The 23,639-nt window shown below is 46.6% G+C and carries 26 protein-coding genes; 13 read left to right on the top strand and 13 right to left on the bottom strand.

The window, feature by feature from the left end:
• Position 1 precedes the first annotated feature (1 nt).
• The 3 genes from NZ043_RS07250 to NZ043_RS07240 all read left to right on the top strand — a co-directional run bounded on the left by NZ043_RS07250 (position 2) and on the right by NZ043_RS07240 (position 3,785).
• Positions 2-793, top strand: coding sequence for an ABC transporter permease (locus tag NZ043_RS07250; RefSeq protein WP_017691790.1), 792 nt, complete (start codon positions 2-4; stop codon positions 791-793).
• Between the two features lie 18 nt (positions 794-811).
• Complete coding sequence (locus tag NZ043_RS07245) at positions 812-1,870, top strand: ABC transporter ATP-binding protein (protein ID WP_047840797.1); 1,059 nt, start codon at positions 812-814, stop codon at positions 1,868-1,870.
• Positions 1,871-2,045: 175 nt separating this feature from the next.
• Positions 2,046-3,785, top strand: a complete 1,740-nt coding sequence (locus NZ043_RS07240; protein ID WP_339311214.1) for an adenine deaminase C-terminal domain-containing protein — start codon at positions 2,046-2,048, stop codon at positions 3,783-3,785.
• Between the two features lie 91 nt (positions 3,786-3,876).
• Here NZ043_RS07240 and NZ043_RS07235 read toward each other — a convergent pair whose 3' ends face one another.
• Positions 3,877-4,065 (bottom strand): hypothetical protein, encoded by a 189-nt coding sequence (locus NZ043_RS07235; RefSeq protein ID WP_036612861.1) that lies wholly within the window; start codon positions 4,063-4,065, stop codon positions 3,877-3,879.
• A 118-nt stretch (positions 4,066-4,183) separates the two neighbouring features.
• The gene (locus NZ043_RS07230) at positions 4,184-4,615 is read right to left on the bottom strand and encodes an SMI1/KNR4 family protein (protein WP_133386174.1); all 432 of its coding nucleotides are present in this window, start codon (positions 4,613-4,615) and stop codon (positions 4,184-4,186) included.
• Between the two features lie 592 nt (positions 4,616-5,207).
• On the opposite strand from NZ043_RS07230, the gene NZ043_RS07225 reads away from it, so the two are divergent.
• Positions 5,208-5,945 (top strand): HAD family hydrolase, encoded by a 738-nt coding sequence (locus tag NZ043_RS07225; RefSeq protein ID WP_339311212.1) that lies wholly within the window; start codon positions 5,208-5,210, stop codon positions 5,943-5,945.
• 59 nt (positions 5,946-6,004) lie between these two features.
• Here NZ043_RS07225 and NZ043_RS07220 read toward each other — a convergent pair whose 3' ends face one another.
• Entirely contained in the window at positions 6,005-6,370 is a 366-nt protein-coding gene (locus NZ043_RS07220) for a cupin (protein WP_133386172.1), read from the bottom strand.
• 360 nt (positions 6,371-6,730) lie between these two features.
• Between NZ043_RS07220 and NZ043_RS07215 the strand changes: the two genes are divergently transcribed.
• The 3 genes from NZ043_RS07215 to NZ043_RS07205 all read left to right on the top strand — a co-directional run bounded on the left by NZ043_RS07215 (position 6,731) and on the right by NZ043_RS07205 (position 9,172).
• A complete protein-coding gene (locus NZ043_RS07215) occupies positions 6,731-7,210 on the top strand; it encodes a DNA starvation/stationary phase protection protein (RefSeq protein WP_339311209.1) in 480 nt (159 codons plus the stop codon).
• A gap of 127 nt (positions 7,211-7,337) precedes the next feature.
• On the top strand, positions 7,338-8,549 hold the full coding sequence (locus tag NZ043_RS07210) for a nitric oxide synthase oxygenase (RefSeq protein ID WP_339311207.1): 1,212 nt from the start codon (positions 7,338-7,340) through the stop codon (positions 8,547-8,549).
• 155 nt (positions 8,550-8,704) lie between these two features.
• Positions 8,705-9,172 (top strand): NUDIX domain-containing protein, encoded by a 468-nt coding sequence (locus tag NZ043_RS07205; RefSeq protein WP_249912742.1) that lies wholly within the window; start codon positions 8,705-8,707, stop codon positions 9,170-9,172.
• A gap of 209 nt (positions 9,173-9,381) precedes the next feature.
• Here the strand turns inward: NZ043_RS07205 and NZ043_RS07200 are convergent, their stop codons facing one another.
• Complete coding sequence (locus tag NZ043_RS07200) at positions 9,382-10,740, bottom strand: MFS transporter (protein ID WP_339311204.1); 1,359 nt, start codon at positions 10,738-10,740, stop codon at positions 9,382-9,384.
• A 255-nt stretch (positions 10,741-10,995) separates the two neighbouring features.
• Here NZ043_RS07200 and NZ043_RS07195 point away from each other — a divergent pair, with 255 nt between their 5' ends.
• The 4 genes from NZ043_RS07195 to NZ043_RS07180 are packed head-to-tail and all read left to right on the top strand — an operon-like array spanning position 10,996 to position 14,782.
• Positions 10,996-12,105, top strand: coding sequence for an ABC transporter ATP-binding protein (locus NZ043_RS07195; RefSeq protein ID WP_062836830.1), 1,110 nt, complete (start codon positions 10,996-10,998; stop codon positions 12,103-12,105).
• Positions 12,095-12,928, top strand: a complete 834-nt coding sequence (locus tag NZ043_RS07190) for an ABC transporter permease (RefSeq protein ID WP_017691799.1) — start codon at positions 12,095-12,097, stop codon at positions 12,926-12,928. Before NZ043_RS07195 ends, NZ043_RS07190 begins: the two co-directional genes overlap by 11 nt.
• A complete protein-coding gene (locus tag NZ043_RS07185; protein ID WP_062836831.1) occupies positions 12,903-13,712 on the top strand; it encodes an ABC transporter permease in 810 nt (269 codons plus the stop codon). Before NZ043_RS07190 ends, NZ043_RS07185 begins: the two co-directional genes overlap by 26 nt.
• A complete protein-coding gene (locus NZ043_RS07180; RefSeq protein WP_091036006.1) occupies positions 13,709-14,782 on the top strand; it encodes an ABC transporter substrate-binding protein in 1,074 nt (357 codons plus the stop codon). The genes NZ043_RS07185 and NZ043_RS07180 overlap by 4 nt, the downstream gene beginning before the upstream one ends.
• Before the next feature lie 329 nt (positions 14,783-15,111).
• Here NZ043_RS07180 and NZ043_RS07175 read toward each other — a convergent pair whose 3' ends face one another.
• The 5 genes from NZ043_RS07175 to NZ043_RS07155 form a co-directional block, all read right to left on the bottom strand.
• Entirely contained in the window at positions 15,112-15,612 is a 501-nt protein-coding gene (locus NZ043_RS07175; RefSeq protein WP_339311200.1) for a hypothetical protein, read from the bottom strand.
• A 252-nt stretch (positions 15,613-15,864) separates the two neighbouring features.
• Positions 15,865-16,866, bottom strand: coding sequence for a cation diffusion facilitator family transporter (locus NZ043_RS07170; protein WP_091036009.1), 1,002 nt, complete (start codon positions 16,864-16,866; stop codon positions 15,865-15,867).
• 143 nt (positions 16,867-17,009) lie between these two features.
• Positions 17,010-17,606 (bottom strand): SMI1/KNR4 family protein, encoded by a 597-nt coding sequence (locus NZ043_RS07165; protein ID WP_339311198.1) that lies wholly within the window; start codon positions 17,604-17,606, stop codon positions 17,010-17,012.
• Positions 17,607-18,027: 421 nt separating this feature from the next.
• The gene (locus tag NZ043_RS07160; RefSeq protein WP_133386168.1) at positions 18,028-18,798 is read right to left on the bottom strand and encodes a class III extradiol ring-cleavage dioxygenase; all 771 of its coding nucleotides are present in this window, start codon (positions 18,796-18,798) and stop codon (positions 18,028-18,030) included.
• Complete coding sequence (locus NZ043_RS07155; RefSeq protein ID WP_091036016.1) at positions 18,795-19,472, bottom strand: alpha/beta hydrolase-fold protein; 678 nt, start codon at positions 19,470-19,472, stop codon at positions 18,795-18,797. The genes NZ043_RS07160 and NZ043_RS07155 overlap by 4 nt, the downstream gene beginning before the upstream one ends.
• A 227-nt stretch (positions 19,473-19,699) precedes the next feature.
• On the opposite strand from NZ043_RS07155, the gene NZ043_RS07150 reads away from it, so the two are divergent.
• Together NZ043_RS07150 and NZ043_RS07145 are read left to right on the top strand one after the other, a co-directional pair.
• Positions 19,700-20,065 carry a glyoxalase superfamily protein gene (locus NZ043_RS07150; protein WP_091036017.1) on the top strand — a complete coding sequence of 122 codons (366 nt, stop codon included), beginning with the start codon at positions 19,700-19,702 and terminating at the stop codon, positions 20,063-20,065.
• Between the two features lie 67 nt (positions 20,066-20,132).
• Positions 20,133-20,672, top strand: coding sequence for an XRE family transcriptional regulator (locus NZ043_RS07145; protein WP_017691808.1), 540 nt, complete (start codon positions 20,133-20,135; stop codon positions 20,670-20,672).
• 291 nt (positions 20,673-20,963) lie between these two features.
• Here NZ043_RS07145 and NZ043_RS07140 read toward each other — a convergent pair whose 3' ends face one another.
• From NZ043_RS07140 to NZ043_RS07125, 4 genes are all read right to left on the bottom strand, one after another.
• Positions 20,964-21,683 (bottom strand): 3-ketoacyl-ACP reductase, encoded by a 720-nt coding sequence (locus tag NZ043_RS07140; protein ID WP_133386164.1) that lies wholly within the window; start codon positions 21,681-21,683, stop codon positions 20,964-20,966.
• 77 nt (positions 21,684-21,760) lie between these two features.
• Complete coding sequence (locus NZ043_RS07135; protein ID WP_339311194.1) at positions 21,761-22,660, bottom strand: DUF4097 family beta strand repeat-containing protein; 900 nt, start codon at positions 22,658-22,660, stop codon at positions 21,761-21,763.
• Positions 22,657-23,250, bottom strand: a complete 594-nt coding sequence (locus tag NZ043_RS07130) for a DUF1700 domain-containing protein (RefSeq protein WP_091036024.1) — start codon at positions 23,248-23,250, stop codon at positions 22,657-22,659. Before NZ043_RS07130 ends, NZ043_RS07135 begins: the two co-directional genes overlap by 4 nt.
• Positions 23,243-23,572 (bottom strand): PadR family transcriptional regulator, encoded by a 330-nt coding sequence (locus tag NZ043_RS07125; RefSeq protein WP_091036026.1) that lies wholly within the window; start codon positions 23,570-23,572, stop codon positions 23,243-23,245. The genes NZ043_RS07130 and NZ043_RS07125 overlap by 8 nt, the downstream gene beginning before the upstream one ends.
• Positions 23,573-23,639: the final 67 nt, after the last annotated feature.

Here is a 23,639-nt window from a genome sequence, read left to right as displayed (position 1 = left end):
TATGCGGGAGAAACATATCGGGCTGGGCCTGTTCAGTCTGCTGGTCTTTATCTTTCTGCTGGGCCCGCTTCTGATCATATCGGTCACTTCGTTTGAACCGGGAACGGTACTCAAATTTCCGCCGGAAGGGTTCTCCTTCCGCTGGTATGAGAACATTTTCAACACAGGCGGATTCCTCCGCACATTCCAAACGTCCATCATCATTTCCCTGCTGGGGAACCTGTTGGCGCTGGTGCTCGGAGTTCCGGCTGCGTATGCACTCAGTCGTTACGATTTCAAAGGCAAGTCTGTGCTGAACGCACTGTTCCTGTCCCCGGTACTGATCCCGGGAATCGTGCTTGGTTTTACATTGATGAAATACCTGATCGTAATCTACCATCTGCCAATGTATCTCGGACTATTGATCGGTCATACGATTATCATGCTTCCATTTATCATTCGAGTTATCGCATCGAGTCTGTCGAGCTTTGACTTTGCAGTGGAAGAAGCTGCGCTGAGTCTTGGCGCGGGACGCGTAAGAACGTTCTTCACGATCGTGCTTCCTAACATCCGCTCAGGAATTATCGCTGCGGTGTTGATTGCCTTCTTGGAGTCCTTCAACAACGTGGACATCTCGGTGTTCATGACCGGACCAGGGGTAAGCACATTACCGATCCAGATGCTGACGTATGTGGAGAATTATTTTGACCCAACGATTGCAGCGATTTCCGTGCTGTTGATGGTACTGACCGGACTCTTAATGTTCGTGATCGAACGGATCATGGGCGGATTTTCATACTTTACTAAACGTTAATTGGAGGCGCAGAACGCTATGGCATTGCTGACATTAGACCACGTATCCGTGGCATACGATAAGCAGACAATCCTGAAGGATTTTCAGTTGGAGCTGGAAAAAGGTAAACTGCTCTCCCTGCTCGGACCGAGCGGTTGCGGCAAAACAACTACGCTGCGCCTCATCGCCGGATTTCTGGAAGCATCACAGGGCAAGTTTATGTTCGGCGGCAAGGATTATACAAAGGTTCCGGCGAACAAGCGGAACTTCGGATTTGTATTTCAGAGTTATGCGTTATTCCCGCATCTATCTGTCTATGACAACGTGGCCTTTGGCCTGCGGATGCGTAAAGTAAAAGACAAGGATATCTCTTCCCGTGTGATGCGAATCCTGGAAGTTGTTAACCTGAATGGATTTGAGAAACGTTTTCCACAAGAACTGTCCGGTGGACAGCGTCAACGTGTGGCGATTGCCCGCGCATTGGTCATTGAACCTGACCTGCTCTTGTTCGACGAACCGCTCAGTAACCTGGATGCCAACCTGCGCCTTAACATGCGGGTGGAGATTCGCCGGATTCAGCAAGAGCTGGGCATTACAACGTTGTATGTCTCTCATGATCAGGAAGAGTGTTTCTCGATCTCGGATCAGGTAGCGATTATGAACAAAGGTGTGGTTGAGCAGCTCGACCGCCCGGAAACCATTTTCAAATATCCGGCAACGGAGTTTGTAGCACGATTCATCGGGTTCCATAATTTCATTGAATTCGCGGAGCGTAGTGATGCAGGTGAAGTGATCACACTGACCGCAGGTGGACGCACATTTACTGCAACAGCACATCCCGGAACAGCACGTCCGGGTGCTCGTAAAGGCGCGATTCGCCCGGATGATCTGATCGTTAGTGGAGATACTTCTGCGGATGTGGTGAATGCTTTGCCGGGGATTATCAAAGTCAGCACGTATCTGGGACGCAGTTATCAGTATGTAATTGAGACGGAGCTGGGTGACTTTACAGCAAATCAGGAGATGGAAACACCGTACCTTAGTGGGCAGCGTGTTAGCTTGATTTTCCCACAGGACAAGCTTGTACTGGTGGAGTAGTCGTGAATGGTTGGAATAGCTTGAGGAAATAAGAGCAGTAAAGAAGGCAACTCATGCGATGATTCCGGACGAGGGCAGTGGTGCGCAGTCATGTGCAGTACAGCAGATTAAAGTGCAGGTTCATTGTCCGGTTGGCATCGCGGTGAAATGCTTGTGAAGAAGGAGATTATGCCCCATGCGTGCAGATCAACTGATTGTTAATGTACATGTGTATAACAGTTATTATAAACGGTTTGAAATGAACAACGTCGCTGTATTGGACGGCAGATTCCTATATGTTGGACCCGGCGGACCGGAGATGATTCAGGCAGACGAGGTCATTGATGCGCGGGGAAGATACATGATTCCTGGCTTGATCGATATCCATCTGCATATCGAAAGTACAATGGTGACACCGGAAACCTTCTCCCATGGTCTGATTGGCTGTGGAGTAACGTCCATTGTAGCTGAACCGCATGAGATGGCGAATGTGTTTGGGCTGGAAGGTGTGCAGGAGATGATGGCTGCGAGTCGGGAGACGACGGTGGACATGTTCTATGCGATCCCAAGTTCCGTTCCGGCAACCCCGATGGAGACAACAGGTGGTTCGATTGAAATCGAAGATATGGACGTGTTGCTCGCCACTGGCGAGATCATTTGTCTGGGCGAGATCATGAACTATGTCGATGTCATCCGTGATCCGGAGTGTAAGACAAACCAGATTTTACAGCATATCCGCAAAAACTATCCTGATCTTGTGATCGAAGGACATACACCGAAACTGCTCGGACTTGATCTGCATCGACTGATCTACGCAGGTATCGATTCGGACCATACTCATCAGAGCATTGAGGGATTGCAGGCGCGGATTGCGGCAGGTATGTTTATTGAAATCCAGGAGAAATCAATGACACCGGAAGTCATGGAGTACCTGATTCAACATGATGTGGCACAGCACTTCTGCTTTGTAACAGATGATGTGATGCCGGATTCACTGGTGGAGCATGGTCATCTGAATCATATTGTACGTAAAGCGATTCAGATGGGGATGCGTCCGGAAGATGCGATCTACGCCGCAACATCTACCCCTGCTTCCCGAATGAAAATGACCGATCGTGGCAGCGTGGCCCCAGGCAAAGTGGCCGATTATGTGTTGGTATCCAACCTGGAGGAGCTCGCTATTGATCAGGTGTACAAAAACGGCCGCAAAGCTTATGACGATTACGAACCGTATAAGCAGGAACGCATAACCGGGCAGTTCCCACCTCACTTCTATAAGAGTGTACAGTTGGAGAAGTTGGGCGTAGCAGATTTTGCAATTCAGTTGTCAGACCCAAAAGTCAGTGGATCAGGTGTTGATCTCGCTGGTGAAGGTGAGTACCCATGCCGTGTCATGATGGTGAAGGATGGTTCTACTTTTGTAGAAGAACATATTGCACCGGTTCAGTCTTCGGATGGTGAATTGTTATGGGAAGAAAGCGGATATGCGCAGATCGCGACCTTTGAACGTTATGGCGTGAACGGCAATCGTGCACATGGTCTGATTGGTGGAGACACCATCAAGCGTGGGGCCATTGCAACGACATACTCACACGACAATCACAACCTGCTGGTTGTAGGACGTAATCGTGAAGATATGATAATCGCAGCTAACACAGTAATTTCGAGCCAGGGTGGCTTCTGTGTGGTGGAAGACGGCAAGGTGCTGTCCCATCTGGAACTTCCCGTAGGTGGCATTTTGACGGAAGAACCACTTGCAGTGGTGTCCCATCAAGTGAAGGAACTGAGAGCAGCGATGTTGTCTCTTGGATATGTACATTACAACCCGATCATGTCGATCAGTACTCACTCCCTTGCGGTAAGTCCGGCGCTGAAGATTACGGACCATGGCCTGATTGATGTGAATGCAGGTAAGGTTGTATCGTTAATTGTATAGTTTGAAGACACATATGTCGTGATGCACATGAAAAAACACCCTATTTCACAATTGTGAGCTAGGGTGTTTTTTCATGTGCTTATTGGAATTATTATTTTAGCAACTTCTCTGGGTTCTTCACTTTAATGGAAACAACTTCGCCGCAATCCAGACATACCGTGTACATTTTTTCCACACCGAGAGTCATTTTCTTATCCAATGGACGAAGGTTGATGTAATCCGATGCTTCTACGAAAGATGTTCCTCCGCAATCATGACATTTCTTTTCTGATATACTCATAAGTTACATTCCACCTTTTATTCATTTGTAATGTGTTCATTAATATAATATTCATTAAATGGAAACACAAAATTATCTAATTATTCATCGTAGATTAGAGTCCGTTAGTCCGTGTAAACTAAATTTTTATTTTGCCTTCTAAAGTCCACTCCAAATATTTGGACACTGAAGGTGCGACCCATTTTCGGCTGTCATTTTCATGATTCCACACAAACACGTCATCTCTACACGTTCCATCCCCTGTCACAGGAAAAGCAAATAAATCCCCAATCCCACTTTCCCCGAAGAAGAGCAGGTGATCAAAGGGCATATAGTAATCTTGGGAGTGGTCATCCCGATAATGTCTGTTTTCATTCTTAATTCGATCTTCTGACCAGATAAGTCCCAAATCGTAAATAGCTCTGACTCCATTGGTTTCGAGCAATATTTCTTTTAATTCACGAGGGAGCGTAACCTGTAAGGAGTCTTCCATCTTTGCAATGTCATCACCAGATGCAGGGGGACTGAACGTATACTCCTTCGAAATGCTATGAAGATGCTCTTTCCACATGAATAAGGCCTCCTCGATATATTCTAACTGTCAGTAACGAATGAAACGATATGTAATTGATTGAAAAAAGAAGTCCTTCTTAACTAAAAAGGCTACTGATTTTGATGTAGCGCAGTAATGTTATGTAAGGACTACTCTTCTAACTCCAGTTTACCAAGTTAGCCAACCGCTCGTTCGTTTATAGTTGTACAGAGATCGTATTGCTCGTGGTACATGAGACGCTTCATTCTGGTTCGATATTGATGATAATCGTGCTTGGATCAACGAACTTCTTACTATTTTGTAGTGTAAACATCTTCATCCCCATTGTGCAAGGTTAGATTTGGCTAGAGAAGCCACGACCTCGTACATAACTAATAGAAGAAGATTTTTGGATTAGGAATAAGCATCACCTCTAAGTTAATGATCCTTATTTTAACATAGTTTCAACGACATGGCTGTCTGAGCGTCAGAATCAAGGATTGCTATTGGTGTTGCTCTGGACCCGAAGCTGTAACATAAAGAGTAAGCTCCTCCTTGGACGGGACAAATGAATACATATATAGTAAGAAGAGAATGTTTGAACGCAAAAGCAGGAGGATAGACAACCATTATGAATGAAATAAATAATGCTAAAACCATATTTTTCGACGTGGATGACACCTTATATGATCACTTGCAGCCGCTTCGTGGCGCGTTGCAGGACGTTCTCGGCCTGCCGGATGATTTTCCTTATGCTGAGGCGTATCACCGCTTTCGTTATTACAGTGACTGGCTGTCTGCACAAGAAGATCTGTCCGCTGTACCAGAGCCAGATGCGGTAGAGCGAATGCGCCGTCAGAGGTTTGAGTTGACGATGGAGGAGTTTGGACTTCCCCTACAATCGGGACAGGCTGAAGAACTGCAAGCTCAGTATCTGAGCAGACAGTTCGAGATTGTGCCTTTTGAAGGAGCGTATGAGCTGATCAGAAAGCTTCAGGCAGAAGGCCATACTGTTGGTCTAATCACCAATGGAGAAGGAGAACATCAGCGGCGCAAGCTTGAAGCACTGGATGTGCTTAGTCTCGTGGACGAGCATCTGATCTTCATCTCCGGTATGACTGGTTATGCGAAGCCAGATCGCAGGTTGTTTGAATATGTGAGTCAGCAGGCCGGGACAGATGCCCGTTCCAGCTATTACATCGGAGACTCGTGGCGTAATGATGTGGTAGGTGCAGTGGATGCGGGCTGGACAGTTATCTGGTTCAACCATCGGGAGGCGCTGCCGGAATCTGATCATCAACCTCATTTTGTAGCACGTAGCTATGAGGAAATCAGTTCTATTCTGACATTTGAACCTGTTCGAGTTTAAGGAGATTTATGTTTAAAGGAGCAGTCCTGTTACCGGCTTAGGTGCAGGTCTGCTTTTTTTTATACAATAACTTCTAAAGGCGTCAATAATGAAGTGTCTAACTCTTCGCTTTCAATTACAATTGCCATGAGTCCAGTTTCTGTTTTGGTTTCGTGCCATTCATGTTTATCCCAGAGAACCGCTTCGCCACAACGAACCTTGATGTATTCATTTGCTTCATCACCTCTAACCCAACCCTCTCCACTTACGATCAAAAGGAGTTGAGGAACCACAGCTTGGTGATAACCTACTACTCCACCTTCAGCTAAATGCATACATCCGATATGAGCTGCTTTGTTGGTCTGCGTAATACGTGACATTACAAAATTAGAATCAAATTTGGTTATCTTTTTCCCTGACTCTTGTTTAAATTGAAATATCCTCATGTTTACCTCCGCAATAGTGACTAAGTTAACTTTCTATAATGGTAACTATCTTTATGATGGGTATCATCCTATTTCACTAATTTATGGTTAATCTGATCAGATGAGTCTATCATAGCTCCAATCGTTTAGGAACAGTTTGCTTACCTTCACCATTTTGTTAGTTGTGTGTGCCAACGTTTCTATGAAGCTGTACTTCATGGAATCTTCATTTACAAGACAGTGCAAAAGCCTTCCCAAACAGGATATGCAGTGTTATAATTAAAACAAGATTTAGATTAAGTCTAAATTAAAAGAAGCAAACCAAAGCAATCCATCATAAAATTCAAATTCTATTTTTATATTCGAGAGGGGATAAATTCCATGAGCACAATCCAAACTAGAAACAACACTTTTGCCAACAACGCCACAGCACTTCAAGAGGTTCTGAACCGTCAGATCGCAGGCTGGTCTGTACTGTACACGAAACTGCATAAATTCCACTGGTATGTTCAAGGACCTCATTTCTTCACACTACATGCCAAATTCGAAGAGCTGTACAACTTGGCTACGGCGAATATGGATGAAGTTGCAGAACGTTTGCTTGCTATTGGTGGACGTCCGGTAGCTACGATGGGTGAACAGTTACGTCTGTCTCCAATTGAAGAGGCACAAGGCCAGTTGTCTGCTGAGCGTATGGTAGAGTCGGTGATTACTGATCTGCGTACAATGGTGGAAGTGATTCATCAAGGCATTCACGAAGCGGGAGAAGCAGAGGATAACGCAACGGAAGATATGCTGATTGGATTCACCGCTGCCCTGGATAAAGAGGTCTGGATGTTAAACGCATTTCTGGGCAAATAAGCAAAGTCACCCTACATCCTGACAACGATATGTAGAGTCCGTGAACAAAGTGTCCGTTCCCTTACAAATCCGGTGCGCTTGCCGTATAATGATGGCATTCATGATGTACAGAATGGTGGAATGAACAATGCGGTCAGACCTGGAACAATTGCAGGAAGAAGCTGAACGGTTTATATATACATGTTATGAAGAGCTGGGCTATTCGCGTGAAGACGCGCAGGCCCGGCTTGTTGCTGTTATGGGAGAGATCGAAGTAACCGGTACTTATGTGCATACCACAGAGGAATTGGAGCAGGGTTGTAAAATGGCATGGCGGAACAGCAACCGCTGTATCGGGCGGCTGTTCTGGGATAAACTTCGGATCGTGGACGCCCGTCACGCCGATACGGCAGGAACGGCAGCGGAAGCTGTGCTGAATCATATCCATGTAGCATCCAACGGTGGCAAAGTAATCCCGATGATTACCATTCTTCCACCGGATGGGCCGAATGGAACTCCGGTACGCCTCTGGAATCATCAGCTTATTCGTTATGCGGGATATGAGACAGAGCTAGGCATTGTTGGAGATCCTGCTTCGGTGGAGCTGACCAAGGCGGCGATGTCACTTGGCTGGCAGGGGACAGGTAGCTCATATGATGTGTTACCGCTCATAATTCAGGCGCAAGGACAAGCCCCAGAGTGGTTTGTTGTACCCGAAGAAGAGATTGTGGAAGTGATGATTGAACACCCGGAGCAGAAGAAGATTGCTGAGCTGGGTATGCGTTGGTATGGTGTGCCGATGATCGCCGATATGCGACTGGAGATTGGCGGCATATCTTATCCAGCAGCGCCATTCAATGGTTGGTATATGGGTACAGAGATCGGCGCCCGTAATCTGGCGGATACGTTCAGGTATAATATGCTGCCTGCGGTGGCTGCAGCATTTGGATTGAATACGTCGAGTGAAACGACATTGTGGAAGGATCGTGCGTTGGTGGAGCTGAATGTGGCTGTGCTGCATTCGTTCAAAAAAGCAGGCGTGAGCATTGTGGATCACCACACGGCGGCAGCGCAATTTGCTATGTTTGAACAGCGGGAAGAGAAGGCTGGACGTGAGCTGACCGGGGATTGGGTGTGGCTGATTCCGCCGGTATCTCCGGCGACAACGCATATTTTCCACAGCTCCTATCCTAATGAGATCGTGAAGCCGAACTTTTTCCATCAGGATCAGGCGTATACCCTGAAAGATGGTGTGGCATCTGCCGCAGAGCCGAGAAGTAGCGAGCAGCAGAATGCACAGGTAGAGAATCCCCAGCCACAGGCCGGAGATGCACCAATGAAATGCCCGTTTGCACATTAAATTGTGCAGGCGGGTTATTTTTTGTGATCCTTTTTTATCAAACGAAGGGCTTTAAAATAGGAAAAAAATGAAAAGATTCTTTCTCTATATGGAAATATATAACACACCTATAATGAAGCCATGACTTTGACTTCACATAGGGGAGGGAACAATCCATGGGTTATATTGAAACGTTGCGAGGAATGGTTGGCAATGCTCCTGTTATTTTGGTGAGACCGAGTATATTGATCTTAAACAAGACAGGTGAGATTCTATTGGTTCGACATCTGGATGATACGTGGGGAGTACCGGGTGGAAATATGGAACTCGGCGAATCGGTGGAAGAGTCTGCAATGCGAGAGGTCAGAGAAGAGATTGGGATAGAGATCAAGAAACTTCATCTGTATGGCGTCTTCTCAGGAAAAGAGTTATACACGAAATTAAGAAATGGGCATGAATACTACAATGTGGTCATTGGTTATATCTGCACGGAGTATGAGGGAGAACTGAAGCCAGATGGGGTTGAAGTTCTTGAAGCAAAGTTTTACAAACCAACAGAATTACCTGACACGACCGATCCTTACTTAAAAAGAAAAATCCAAGAAAATGCAGTGCACATTGCAACATTATTGGGCAAATCATAATTGAGAGGTTGCCATCGAGATGGTTTCTCTCACGAGTTGTAGAGCTAACGAACCGAGCGCGCCTTATAGAACGGATTACTATGGAACTTTTAATTTAACGAAGTAGAAATTGAAGCAATAACACTTGTGCAGTTCGTTAGAAAAAAAGTATGCCAAAGAGGGATGTCCTCCGTCATGTTCGTGACTTGTGGGACATCTCCCTTTTGCTTTTACACCCGTCTTGTCTTATACCGACTTCGCATCGCGGCCTGAACTACAATGGCAACAGCAATCAACACCAGATTGAACACAAACACGGAGTAAAGCGATCCAACTTCCATAAGCAACGCAGCAACCAGTGGAGATACGATGGAGCCGATCTCGGCAGCTGAGACAATTTTGCCTATGACAGAACTTCGACTCTCGTCCGGGATATGATCACCAATATGAGCAAAGAACGAATCCATGTAACATGCTCCGCCCACCCCGCCAATCAACATGCCAACGTAGACCCATAGATGGGAGGACGTGCTTAGAAATACAGCAACTTCGATTCCAATGAGAAACATGCCGAGCATACAGAGTAACAGACGATCGCCCATCCGGTCAGAGAGATAACCAACAAAGGGAGCAGCAGCAAGAGTAGAGATCCCGGATACAGTGAAGGCGAGACTGGTTGCAAACGGGTCCCAATGCATGATGTGAGCTGCATACAGTGCGAAGTAGGTGAGAAACACCGCATAGGCACTCATCTCCAGAAAATGCACCGTACCGTAGCCAAGTAGTTGTTGCCGCTGTGTGAGCCTTGTAGACAAATCTTGAGTATGCTTTGCATCAGACCGTGATGAAGATAAAGGAAGTTCAGTCGATACAGTAGTATTAGGGTGGGAGTCACTTGTGGTGGAATCTACAACAACTTCATCCGTGGAGAGCACTGAATTTGTTAAGTTGTCCAGAGGTTCTTGTGTCACCGTCGCAGAAGGATCTTCTATTAGATGATCACTTAACGTACTCCCAGACTCATGAGTAGCTCTAGCTGGTGCCGTCGTCTTCATCCCCATCGCAGCGACCACGGCCATCAGACAACATACGGTAACGAGTAAAAAAGGCACCGACAAGGGCCAATGCAATGCGAGCCAGCCACTAATGACTGGGCCAAGTACCATACCGCCGCCCTCACTGCTGCTGATATATCCATTGTACAGGCCGCGGTTGTCTACATTGCCCCCATCTCCGATGATGGAACGCACGACCACGGTAAGGCCGGTGGAAGCGAGTCCTTGCAGCAGTCGGAGCAGGCCGAATAATACCGCAGCAGAAGACAATGCGAAGCCGCCCATACAGACAGCGAGCAGGATCAGCATCAGGATGAGCGCATTTTTCCCTCCGAGCTTTCTATAAATTGCCGCTGCAGGAATGCCCCCAATTACTTTTCCTACATAAAAGAGTGCAAAAATAACCCCCATCATCCAGCCGGACAGGCCGAATTCCTCGATAAACAAAGGAAACAGGGGCAGGATCATGAATCCGCCCATCTGACTGAGGAAACAAATGGTCATCAGCAAAGGCAGGTTACGACGAATATCCAAGAGCCAAGACTCCTCTCACACATAAAATGGAATCCTAAAAATCCTTCAATTACTACATATGGGTACGTATTATCGACATTACCTGTAATGTATGCAGAATTTTAAACAATAAGAAGAAATGACATGCGGCGTTTACATCAAAACCATTGCGGATATACCTGAATCATATATAATAGATGGGTTATCTATAAGGATGCATGAATGAAAGTGTACAGAATTAAGAGGTACCTCAAGTATAAGGGGGCGATGTGAAGCATGTCAGAACAACAACCGATTATCCGCTTTGAAGCGGTGACTCAGCAATACGATCAGGATGAAGCCGTATTGAAGGCAGTTAGCTTTGAGATTGAGCGGGGTAAATTTTATACGCTTCTTGGCCCATCGGGCTGCGGGAAAACAACGATATTGCGGTTGATTGCCGGTTTTGCGGAGCCGACACAGGGCAGTATTTATTTTAATGGTGCGCTTATCAACCGGGTGCCTGCCCACCAGCGGCAAGTGAATACCGTATTTCAGGATTATGCGTTATTTCCACATTTGAATGTATTTGAGAACGTAGCTTTTGGCTTGCGGATCAAAAAGATGAAAACGGCTGAAATTCGCAGCAAAGTGTTGGAAGCCCTCAAATTCGTCAATCTGTCCGGTTATGAGAACCGTGAAATTGGCGAAATGTCTGGTGGACAACGACAACGTGTTGCGATTGCACGCGCCATTGTGAACGAACCTGAAATTCTGCTGCTGGACGAGCCGCTCTCAGCACTCGATCTGAAGCTGCGGACCGAAATGCAGTATGAATTAAGGGAGCTGCAACAGCGACTGGGCATCACGTTTATCTTTGTTACACATGATCAGGAAGAAGCCTTGGCGATGTCCGACGAGATCTTTGTCCTGAATGGCGGCGTGATCCAACAGAGCGGTACACCGAATGATATCTATGATGAGCCGATTAACCGCTTTGTGGCAGACTTTATCGGGGAATCGAACATTGTATCGGGCAAAATGAAGCAGGACTTTGTGGTGGAATTCGCTGGCGCACAGCACGAGTGTGTCGATCAGGGTCTCCAGCCGGACGAGCCGGTAGAGATTGTCATTCGCCCAGAGGATCTTGAGATTACAACCGAAGAACAAGGTAAGCTGAAGGTCAATGTGGACTCCCAGTTATTCCGCGGAGTGCATTACGAAATATCCACGTACGACGATGCGGGCAATGAGTGGCTTGTTCATTCAACCAAGAAAGCTGTTGTCGGCGCGCGGATAGGGCTCTATTTTGACCCGGAAGCTGTACACGTTATGCGCTTTAACGAGACCGAAGAAGAGTTCGACAAACGACTCGAAGCCTATCAAGAGGCCGCTCATGCAGACTAAGGCCAGCACACGCAATGCGTATCTGATTCCATATGTACTATGGATGGTGTTGTTTGTTGTGGCGCCGGTTCTGCTGGTCATCTATTATTCATTCTTCGATGTGGAGGGTAACTTCACGTTTGGCAACTACGCCCGCTTCTTTACGCCGGTGTACTTGCAGATGACGCTCAGTTCGTTCTGGTATGCATTTCTGATTACGGCGTTCTCGCTGCTTATCTCGTATCCAACGGCGTATATGCTGACCCGGACGAAGCACAAGCAGCTGTGGTTGCTGCTGATCATTCTGCCAAGCTGGATCAATCTTTTGTTAAAAGCGTACGCCTTTATCGGCTTGTTCGGAACGTACGGTTTGACCAACTCCCTGCTTGAAGTCGTGGGTATTGGCACACAGCAGATTTTGTTCACCGATTTCAGTTTTATCTTTGTCTCGGTGTACATCTTCATTCCATTCATGATCCTGCCGATCTTCAATGCGTTGGAAGAGATGAATCCATCGTTGATCTACGCGGCGCGGGATCTGGGTGCCTCATCTTGGCTGACCTTCCGCCGGGTTATCTTTCCGCTGACGATTAGCGGTGTGAAATCAGGCTGTCAGGCTGTATTTATTCCAGCACTGTCTCTGTTCATGATTACCCGCCTTATTGCGGGGAACCGTGTAATTACGCTGGGAACAGCGATTGAACAGCATTTTCTCGTCACCCAGGACTGGGGGATGGGTTCAACGATTGCCGTCTTTTTGATTATTGCGATGGCGATTATTATGTTCCTGACTGGATCAGGCAAGAAGGAGGTGCGTAATGGGAAGAAACGGAAAGCTGTCTAACGTCTATCTGGCCGTTGTATTCGCCATATTGTACGCACCGATTGCGTATCTGATCTTCTACTCCTTCAACAGCGGCGGTCACATGCGCAGCTTCGAAGGATTCACGCTTGAATGGTACAGAGAGGTGTTCGCCGATACTCGGCTACTCATCATTGTGCTGAATACATTTATCATTGCGCTCCTGTCATCAGCGATCTCAACGATCCTTGGTGTAGCAGGAGCACTGGCGATCTACCATGTGCGTCGCAAACGGACCAAGAATACGCTGCTGTCTCTCAATAACGTGCTCATCGTTAGTCCGGATGTCATCATTGGTGCATCGTTCCTGATCCTGTTTACCATGATTGGTATCAAACTGGGCTTCACTTCGGTCCTGCTGTCTCATATCGCATTCAGTGTACCGATCGTTGTGATCATGGTACTGCCGAAGCTGCAGGAGATGAGTCCAACACTGATGGATGCAGCACGCGATCTGGGCGCTGGTTCATGGCAGATTCTGACGCGTGTGGTGCTGCCATACGTGAAACCGGGTATTTTTGCCGGATTCTTCATGGCGTTGACGTACTCACTCGATGATTTCGCAGTAACATTCTTTGTTACGGGTAATGGATACTCCACACTCTCGGTAGAGATATACTCCAGAGCAAGGCAGGGTGTTTCGTTGTCCATCAATGCTCTGTCTACCCTGTTATTCCTTCTCACGGTGCTGCTGGTGGTTGGATATTACTTCATTAACCGCCGTGCAACACGGATACCACCCGGAGGAAAGGGGCTGCGACCATGAAGCAACTGGTACGGACATTTGCGCTTGTTTTTGTGGCCGCCTTTGCCCTGATGATCCTGGCTTCGTATCTGAATAAGAGTCAGGGGTATTCTGGCGGAAACACGCTGACCATCTATAACTGGGGCGATTATATCGACCCGGATCTGCTCAAGGAATTTGAGGATGAGACAGGCATTAAGGTCATCTATCAGACGTTTGATTCCAATGAAGCGATGCTGACCAAGATTGAGCAGGGCGGTACTACGTTTGATGTGGCGATTCCTTCCGAATATGCGATTAGCAAAATGAAAGAGGAAGACCTGCTCGTTCCAATTGATCACAGCAAATTGACTAACCTGAGCAACATCGATCCGCGGTTCTTGGACTTGTCCTTTGACGAAGGCAACAAGTACTCGATCCCTTATTTCTGGGGAACAGTGGGGGTTGTGTTCAATCCCGAACTGGTGGATGGATTGACGTTTGATAGCTGGAACGACCTGTGGGACCCGCGTCTGAAAAACCAAATCCTGCTCCTTGATGGCGCACGCGAAGTCATTGGGATGGGATTGAACAGTCTCGGGTATTCTCTGAATGATACCAACGAAGACCATTTGCAAGAAGCGCTGAAGAAGCTGTCTACATTGACACCAAACGTCAGAGCAATTGTGGGTGACGAGATCAAGATGTTACTCGCCAATGAGGAAGCGGCAGTTGGACTTGTATGGTCCGGGGATGCATCCGAGATTATGGATGAGAACGACAAGCTGGATTACATGGTGCCAGAAGAGGGATCAAACCTCTGGTTCGATAACATGGTTATTCCCAAAACAGCGAGTAATATTGAAGGGGCACACCAGTTTATCAACTTCATGCTGGACCCAGATCATGCGGCCCGGAATGCGGAATACGTGGGTTACTCCACGCCGAACGCCGAGGCACTGAAGTTACTGCCAGAGGACATCTCGGAGGATGAACGGTTCTATCCAGACGAGACACTGACAGGTAAGCTGGAGGTCTACGATAATCTGGGTAAAAAAATGCTCTCGCATTATAACGACCTGTTCCTGGAGTTTAAAATGCACAGTAAATAACCGCCAATAAGGTGTGCACAGTTCGTTAGATTATGAAAAAACAAAAGGGTTGCTGCTCGTCATTTCATTTGAATGACGAGCAGCAACCCTTTTTTACCTACTTCAGAGCAAAAGCGCTTGAAGTGCCATATAAGATGAACATTACAGGGCACACGTTAACGGAGCGGGCAGAAATAAGCTATAGAAGCGGAGCGTTCGCCTTTATCACCGGATTTTCCCATTGTAAAAGGGGAATCAAAAAATCCGGGGATAACAGCGATCGAAAGATTATTCTGCACGTGGAGTGGCTCAGTGTGAACCCGTACCTTATTCATCTTATATAATTGCCACTACATGCGCTTTTTGCGACCCACCATGATCCATGCCCCACCCATAATCAGCACAATCGCCACGAACGGTTGGATAAAGCTCAAGCTGCTCAGCATCGTACCAATCGACATCACAGCGAAGAATAGCAACGATATCACCGTTAGAATGTTGATGGGGATCAGCAACCATTTGTTCCGACCACCGAACCAGTATAATTCGAACAAACCAACAGCTACAGCCAGAATGAAGCCCGGCCACATCGTACCCCAGTTGTTAAACAGCATAGCGATCTGACAGACGATACCAACAGTGAGTAACAACCCACCGGGAACCAGTAGTCCAACCCCTCTGCCAATCATGGAGAAGTAGAGCCAGTGGAAGAACAGTCCTAGTGGAATCACGAACAACGTGGGCCAGAAAGTCGCAAAGATAGTACCCGTACCGAGTGAACCTCCCTGGTTCAGAATCAGGTACACGCCCAGCAAAATGAGAACAGGCGCAAGGATCGTACGTTTAGCCATAATATCTCTCCTTCTCAATACAAGATCAATTTCCGAACGGTTGTATGTAGAGCAATACTTTCGTTATTCACAGCATACCATGAACTGGAAAAGTCTATCCTCCGTCTTTGGAGTTAAAGTGAACCTAGACCAAAGTCTAGGTAAGTATTTGGGCAACTACTTCTTTGTAGATGAGCGTGTAGTTGAACATGCTAAAAACCCACTCTGTTGAAGAGTGGGTTCTGTCATTCTGTTTATCCAAAACGAAGCTTGTTATTTCACCACATCTGAATGTTTCTTGCCCCAGCTGTTCACACCGTCATCCTCAATAATGGAGATGGCAGCGTCGGCGATATCGGGGTTCGTCATCAGTTTCTCCTGAATACGGAACTTGATGTCATCCGCATCAGCTAGGCTGAGTCCTTTGGTCAACTCAATGAGACCTTCCACATGATAATAACGGCCTTCCTGAATAATACGCATCATCTGAATGTCAGCAACATGTGTATCTGCCAGAATGGTTTGGGACACTTTGTCCTCAATATCCTGTGGAGCCGCAACACCAATCAATCCGATCATATTATCGTAACCAACCCGGAAGGCTACAGCGATCATCAGACATCCAATAATCGTTGTCACAATGCCATCGAGCAATGCAAAATTGGTTAATGCAATGACTACAACGGAGATCAAGGCGAGTGTTGCACCGAGTACTGCTACAACATCTTCGTAAAATACGAGACGGGTTGGTGGCGCAGCACGGCCTACATTTTTGATAGCAGCAGGGACCAAGGCAAATCCGGCGGCTTTAGGTGCGCGTGCTTCTTTGAGGATTTCCTTCATGGCTTTGATCAGGATGGCCCCGTCAATGACAATGTTCAGAACAAGCACTCCGATGTTAATCCAGAGACCGCCGGTATGACCAACAGGATGCTGGAGCAGGTGAATCCCCTCATGAATGGTCTCATAGGCCATAATCGTCACGACAATAACGGCGATCATACAGAAAATGTTGATGACCCGTCCGAATCCGGTCGGGAAGCGGCGTGTAGGTTTTTTCTCGGACAACACACTTCCGACAAAGACAAACCCTTGGTTAATGGCATCAGCGAGTGAATGCATCGCCGAAGCGAACATGGCACCACTGCCACTGAATAGGAAGGCTCCCCCTTTGCACACAGCAAGTACGGCATTACCTGCCATCGCTACGGCGGAGGATGTGTTTCCTTTTTTGACGAGAGACATAAAGCTCTCAGACTTCGGTTGTTCAGCCACTTCGTATGTTCCTCCCAGATCAATGTATTAGGTGTAGAAAAGGCAGTTTATCTATACAGCATGTGCATTTCCACTAAATGTTATTATAACCGCTTTGACATATCCCAGCATTATGAAAAAAAGGTCATATCATCATGTGCACCTCAGTACTCAATGGCCTCCAAGGCACGTAGGTTCCGGTTGGACTGTTCCAACAGTTCCGTAAACGTCCCAGCGACATAATATACAAAATCCGGATCATGTACGTACATAATAATCTGCCCATATGTTCCTTGCTCTGTCGGATCAAAGTCGAACATCAGATACAGCGACCCGCCTCCAAGCTTGCCAAACGTAACCCATTTCTTTTGAAAAAGGTAGGGTTTGATTCGAGGATCAAGCTCACGGATCTCTTCTTCGGTAAAATAATCATCCATGCGGTTCTCCACCAGCGTGGACTGCTCCTTTTGAATCTTTTCCAGGGATAACAGGTAAAATGGCTCAGACTCTCGCCCTTCCTCGAGGCTTGGATACAAGACGTGAAAGGCATAACCGCTCCCATTTTTACGTTTATAAAACGCACGAAAATCAGCAGGTAATCGAATACCGTGTTCCTGCTCGAATGCGTCAAGCTGCTCATCCGTCACGCCTTCAAACTCGCGATACGCCTCCAAGAGCTCCCGGTTCTCCTCATCCTGTACCTTCTCCTCCAGCAACATATCCAGTTCATCCATCAATTCATATATACGCTGTTCTGGCATCCAATTCCCTCCGTATGAGCTATTCAGATAATATGGTGAGTGATATGCGAGCAAACTGTGCCTGATTTCACCTCATATTATAGATATAATCCGGAAAAGCACACAAGAAACCGGAGTCCTTGCTTACATACTACAATGGTCTCATTATTCAAGGACGGTAACAACAAATAAAGCGTGAGCAACAGGGGCATTCCCTGTAACTCACGCTAATTATTTATCTACTATATAAATAAAACTAATCTTTTACACGAAAACGTAGAGGGCAGAAAGAACCTGAAGAAGCGAAGTGTTCGCCTTTATCCCCAGATTTTCACCTTTATATAAAGTAAATAAAAAAATCTGGGGATAACAGCGATCGGAAGGTTGTTCTGTCATCGGAGTAGCGAGTGTAAATACTTTAGTTCGTTTTATATAGTCCTCTTTAATCAAACTTCCAGCAGGACAAACTCAGGTTGCCATACTGATAGGCTTTGAACAGGAGCGATGCCTGTTTGTTCTGATGCCCCGCACCCATAGCGAGCAACAGTGGTACAAAATGCTCCGGCGTAGGCACGGCGGCTTGAGCTGAAGGTGCCAGTGTATCATAGGAAAAGAGAGACTCCGTATCCCAACTCACCAGCTTGTCATGCAGCCAGTTGTCAAACTCTGATGCCCACGGGTCAACACCGTTACTTTCCCAGTTCAATCGACGTAGATTGTGGACGGTTCCGCCGCTGCCGATCACGAGAATGTCTTGCTCACGTAAGGAAGCGAGCGCTTGTCCAACCTGATATTGCTGCTCACCTGTCAGATAGCGATTCACGGACAAGGCAATTACGGGAATATCCGCATCTGGGTAGAGCAGGCGTAGAACAACCCAGGCGCCGTGATCCAGGCCACGAACATCATCCGTTTGTACCGGGATCCCTGCTTCTGCAAATAAACGCTCCACCTCGGCTGTGGTTTCTGCCTGTCCTTGAGCCGGGTACTTGATCTGATACAGCTCGGGCTGGAAACCGCCGAAATCATAAATGGTTTCGTAATTGGCTACCGAGGATACAAGCTGAGTAGTGGATTCCCAGTGAGCAGAGAACAATACAATTGCTTTGGGTTTCGGCAGTTCCTGTCCTAGTTTTTGCAAAAATTCAGTGTACACATTCTCCTCCAGTGCAAGTGACGGGGCACCGTGAGCAATAAACAGAGATGGCATCATTTTGAATTCAGTCCTTTCGGGTCTTCGGTAGTCAGATTTGCATCCGTCCGAAGCCAGTGTTGAAAATGTTGATATAGATCGGGGGTCACCTGGTGTCCACCGTTGTAAGGTACATATGTGACGTGATTGGTGTGTTGACTGAAGAAATTGGCGTTATCTTCGCCCAGTTGCAGCGGGAATAGATGATCCTGATCTCCATGTGAGATGAACACAGACAGCTCCGAATCGGGTTGCAGCTTGTACTCGTCTTTCACAAATTGCGGGATGTACCCACTCATCGCTACTATGCCCTTAATGGCATCTCCCATGATCAGCGATAGGGTCATTGCCATAATAGCGCCCTGGCTGAATCCGGCGATATAACGCCGCGTGGGATCAATCGCATATTTGGCGGACAGATCAACAATCAACTGTTGCAATCCCAGCACAGAGGCATCATACAATTCACGGATGGGGTTGCCAATGCTTTTGATCTGAAAATAAGCATAACCACTACTCTGAACGATAGGCCCACGGATGGCGACAATAATAAAATCAGACTGCATAGGCTTCATTAAACGAAGCATATCCTGTTCATCTGATCCCATGCCATGTAAGGCGAAAATCACAGGATAACGTTGATCTGGATTGTAATGAGATGGTAATTGGACTTCATGTATATAAGGAGAATTCATTGAAAACACCACCTGATGAGGAATGAGTTAATATATCGCTTTAATGATAAAGTTCACCAATATGAAATAAATATTCTTATTTATGAACAAAATTTATCATGGTTTCATTGTAGGGTCAATACTTTTTTTGTATGATGAATATATGTTGTTTATTAAAAATCTTGAATGTATCTACAATAAATGCCGCTGCGAATGGTTTATATATTATTCCCGAGGACGTGATCAGGATGTTAAAAAGTATCGTGCCTATTTTGAGAATATTTGATGAAAATAAAGCTAGAGAGTTCTACCTTGAATACCTGGGTTTCCAATTGGATTGGGAACATCGATTTGAGCAAGATATGCCCTTATATATGCAGATTTCACTCGATTCCATCGTGATTCATTTATCCGAACATCATGGAGATTGTACACCTGGAGCTGCCTTGCGCGTGGAAACAGATAACTTGGATACATTCCATGGTGCACTTCGTCAGAAAAAGTACAAAAATGCAAGACCAGGTATAGAGGAAACACCTTGGCAATCAAGGGAAATGACCGTGACAGATCCGTTCGGAAACCGAATTATATTTGTTGAGACAAGCGCCGAATAGATAACCTGAAGAAGCGACGCGTACGACTGGTGTCTTAAATAGATCAATAGGAGGGGAGGGACGCAATATGGATATTGGCTTGGCTATTCGTACGATCCGCAAACAGAAACAGATTACGATCATGCAGATGTGTGAGGGCACGGGGTTGTCCAAAGGTTTTATCAGCAACGTAGAAAATAACAAAACATCACCTTCCATTGCTACACTTGAAAGTATTGCGGATTATCTGGAAGTGCCACTTCCCTATTTGCTGCTGACACCGGAGCAACGGATGAATGTGGTACGCAAGAACGAGCGCAAGGAGACGACAGCCGGAAGCGGACAGATCAAAGTACAGCAGCTTACAGCCAAAGGTGCAATGCGTATGTCCATTGTGGAGTTACCGCCAGGTGCTTCGACCGGGGTGAGCAAACATGCCGGGGAGGAAAGCCATCTGGTGTTGCAGGGCAAGATTCGTGCGGAGCAATGCGAAGATGTGGAAGTTCTTGAAGTGGGTGATTCGTTTACCTGGAATGCGATCGTGCCCCATGAAGTGACCAATATCGGTGAGGAGCCTGCGGTGGTGCTCATTGCAGTGTCCAAAGAATTGGGTCTGGATCATTTATAGAATAAAAAAAGGACGGCTCCCAAGTCATGAACATGCGAACCTGCATACATGTACAATGGGAATCGTCCTTTTATTTTCTAACGAACTGAGCGAGCCCTATTAGATGATTTTAAGCAGATATTGAGATGTAACGAATCTCAGACGCTTTATTTCACTGTTGTGTGTGTAATTTGGCTACATTCCACAGACTTCTGGCGAAATAACGTCGCAGAGATTCGTTACGTTTCTCATTTCCTGCAAAAGAGCACAATAAGGTGCGAGAGGTTTGTTAGAAAGGTCAGAATCACCTGTCTATTGTGGATTAGTCGTCCAGATGCCTGCTGCTTTAACGAAGACACGGTCGGATAGCTTGAGTGTTGCGAGTGCAAGTTCAGCTACATCTTCCGCTTGCATCATGCGATCTTCGTCGCCAATTTTCAGTCCGGCATTGGTCGCAAGCTCCGTATTAACGGTGCTTGGTGTCAGTGCTGTTACACGAATGTTGGACTTGCGCACTTCCTGCATCAGAGATTCGGTCATGCCAAGTAGCGCAAATTTGGATGCACAGTATGCCGAACCTGTAGCGAATCCGCGTTCACCTGCAGTGGAAGCAATATTGATGATACTGCCGCTACTTTCCTTGATCATGCTTGGAAGGACAGCACGTGTGACGTAATATGTACCCATAACGTTAACATGCAGAATGCGTTCCCACTCTTCCGGGTCCATATCCAGCAATGTGCCGAAGCTTGCGATACCTGCATTATTGATGAGAATATCCACCGCGCCGAGTTCCATCTCAATGGCTGCTACAGCGGCTTCCGCCTGTGTGCGATCCGAGATATCTGCTACAGCACTGGTTACTTTCACACCGTATTCTTGACTAAGAGACTGTTGCAGAGCCTGTAGATCGGAAGCGGTACGTGCGATAAGGCCAAGGTGCACACCTTCTTTGGCAAGGGCTTCAGCGATGGCACGACCGATACCTTTTCCGGCACCTGTGATGACAGCTGTTTTATTTTTAAGTTCCATGTGGATAATTCCTCCTTAGAATTGGACTGGCATTTGATTATACTATATTACCCACAGTTCGGAAATTTGCTTCATCACTATTTGGTAATCTCGATGCTGCCAGAGGAGGTACGGGCCTTGATTACTTCCCGGCTTACCATTGGGGATTCAGGTACATCCACACTTCCCGAAGTAGCCTTAGCATCGTAGATTCCGTCAAAATCAGGTGCAGCTTGAATGAAAATATCTCCTGATGTTCCAGACGCATTAATCGGGGCGGAATGGGACTGCTCAATATGAATGCTACCCGAAGTGAATTGAACATCAGCTGCGCCGTTTAATTCAGTAATCTCAATATCTCCTGATTTAATCTTACTGTTTACATGACCGGCAATCTGATCTGCTGTGAAGCTTCCGGATGTCTGTTTCACGGTCATGTCTCCATCAATCATGGAAGCGTTAATGTCACCCGAAGTTAGAACCAATTCAATATTGGGCGCCTTGATGTTTTCCAGACGTATGGAACCTGAGGTATTATTCAGCTCAAGCTGATTGGCATTTAGCCCTGTCAGATCCCATTCACTCGAAGAGGAGTCCAGCTTAACCTCATTTAGTTGGTGTCCTTCAGGCAGGGCAACGGTTATTGTGGAGTCTTGATCATTCCAGTACAAGGTGAAAAACTGCAATCGTTCACGTTCTGTCTGCGCCAGTTGGAATGTGCCGTTGGATAAGGTGGCCTGTTCGAAGCTTTTGACTACAGCAGGGTCCCATTTGCCATCCACTTCGATATAAGCATTCGAATCCGGGCTTACAACAAATTCAATATCTGCACTGAAATTAGCATTCATGATAATGTTCTGCAATTCATCTGCTTTGAAATCCCATCGTTTGGAATAATGCTCCCGTTCATCCCCGAACTGAACGCCATAAATGGATGTCCCAAGTAAACCTATTCCGATACATATCACGGCAAGCGCAAGCCATTTTTTGGTACTCATGCGGAAACATCTCCTTTCATCGTGTTTTTATTCCATCTAATATATTGAAGAGTGACGATTTTGAAGGCTCTAAAGACATAATTCGATGTGATGGCAAACAAAATGCCGACACCGAAAGCGCCAATCGCAACGAAGATCTCTGCTTTATCGAGTTGGCTCAGGAATAAGAAATCCACAACCGCTGCCACAGGAGCCAATACCAGCAAGGAAAGGCTGGCAATAACAAGCCATACCGACCACATCATGAGACCAAGGGGGATGCCAAGAATCAGATTCAGAAATAACAGGCCGATGGCTGTGAAAAATTTGCGAGTGGCTCTGGTGCTGTTTCTGGGTGACCGCATTTCGCGATACGTCGGTGCATAGAATGCATCTGAACCCGGCGTATGAATGTCATAACGATCACCGAGTGCTTCCTTGGCGATTTCTTCCGGCTGTCCGAGTTCCCGAGCGATCTCTTCTTCCAGCCTGCCTTCTCGTAGTCCAAGCTCGAAATGTTGATCATAGTCGGCGAGCAACTCAGCCCGTTCGAATGGGTCCATCGGCCGTAGATGAACTTCCATGGCTTTCATAAATTGTTGTCTATTCATTAGGGGTTCCTTCCTCAATCAGATTTGCGACATTGCGCACAAATTCATTCCATTCTGTCGTCAGTGCCGTCATGTAGTCGCGACCTGTATCGGACAGTCGGTAATACTTGCGCGGCGGGCCTTCAGTTGATTCTTGCAGGTAGGTGGTGCAGTAACCGTCATTCACAAGCCGGCGAAGCAAGGGATACAGTGCACCTTCAGCAACTTCGATATGTTTGGAGACAGCCTGAGCCAGTTCGTAGCCATACCGATCCTGGCGGTTTATTAATACCAGGACGCACAGCTCCAATACTCCTTTTTTGAACTGGATGTTCACATTCACACAGGTTCCTCCTTCGTAGCTTCATTTATAGCTATTGTATATTGTTCAGTAGTGGTGAAGTCATCAT

The sequence above is a fragment of the Paenibacillus sp. FSL k6-2145 genome, from assembly GCF_037976585.1.
In the GTDB taxonomy this organism is placed as follows: domain Bacteria; phylum Bacillota; class Bacilli; order Paenibacillales; family Paenibacillaceae; genus Paenibacillus.
This window is presented reverse-complemented; position numbering and strand designations above follow the sequence as displayed.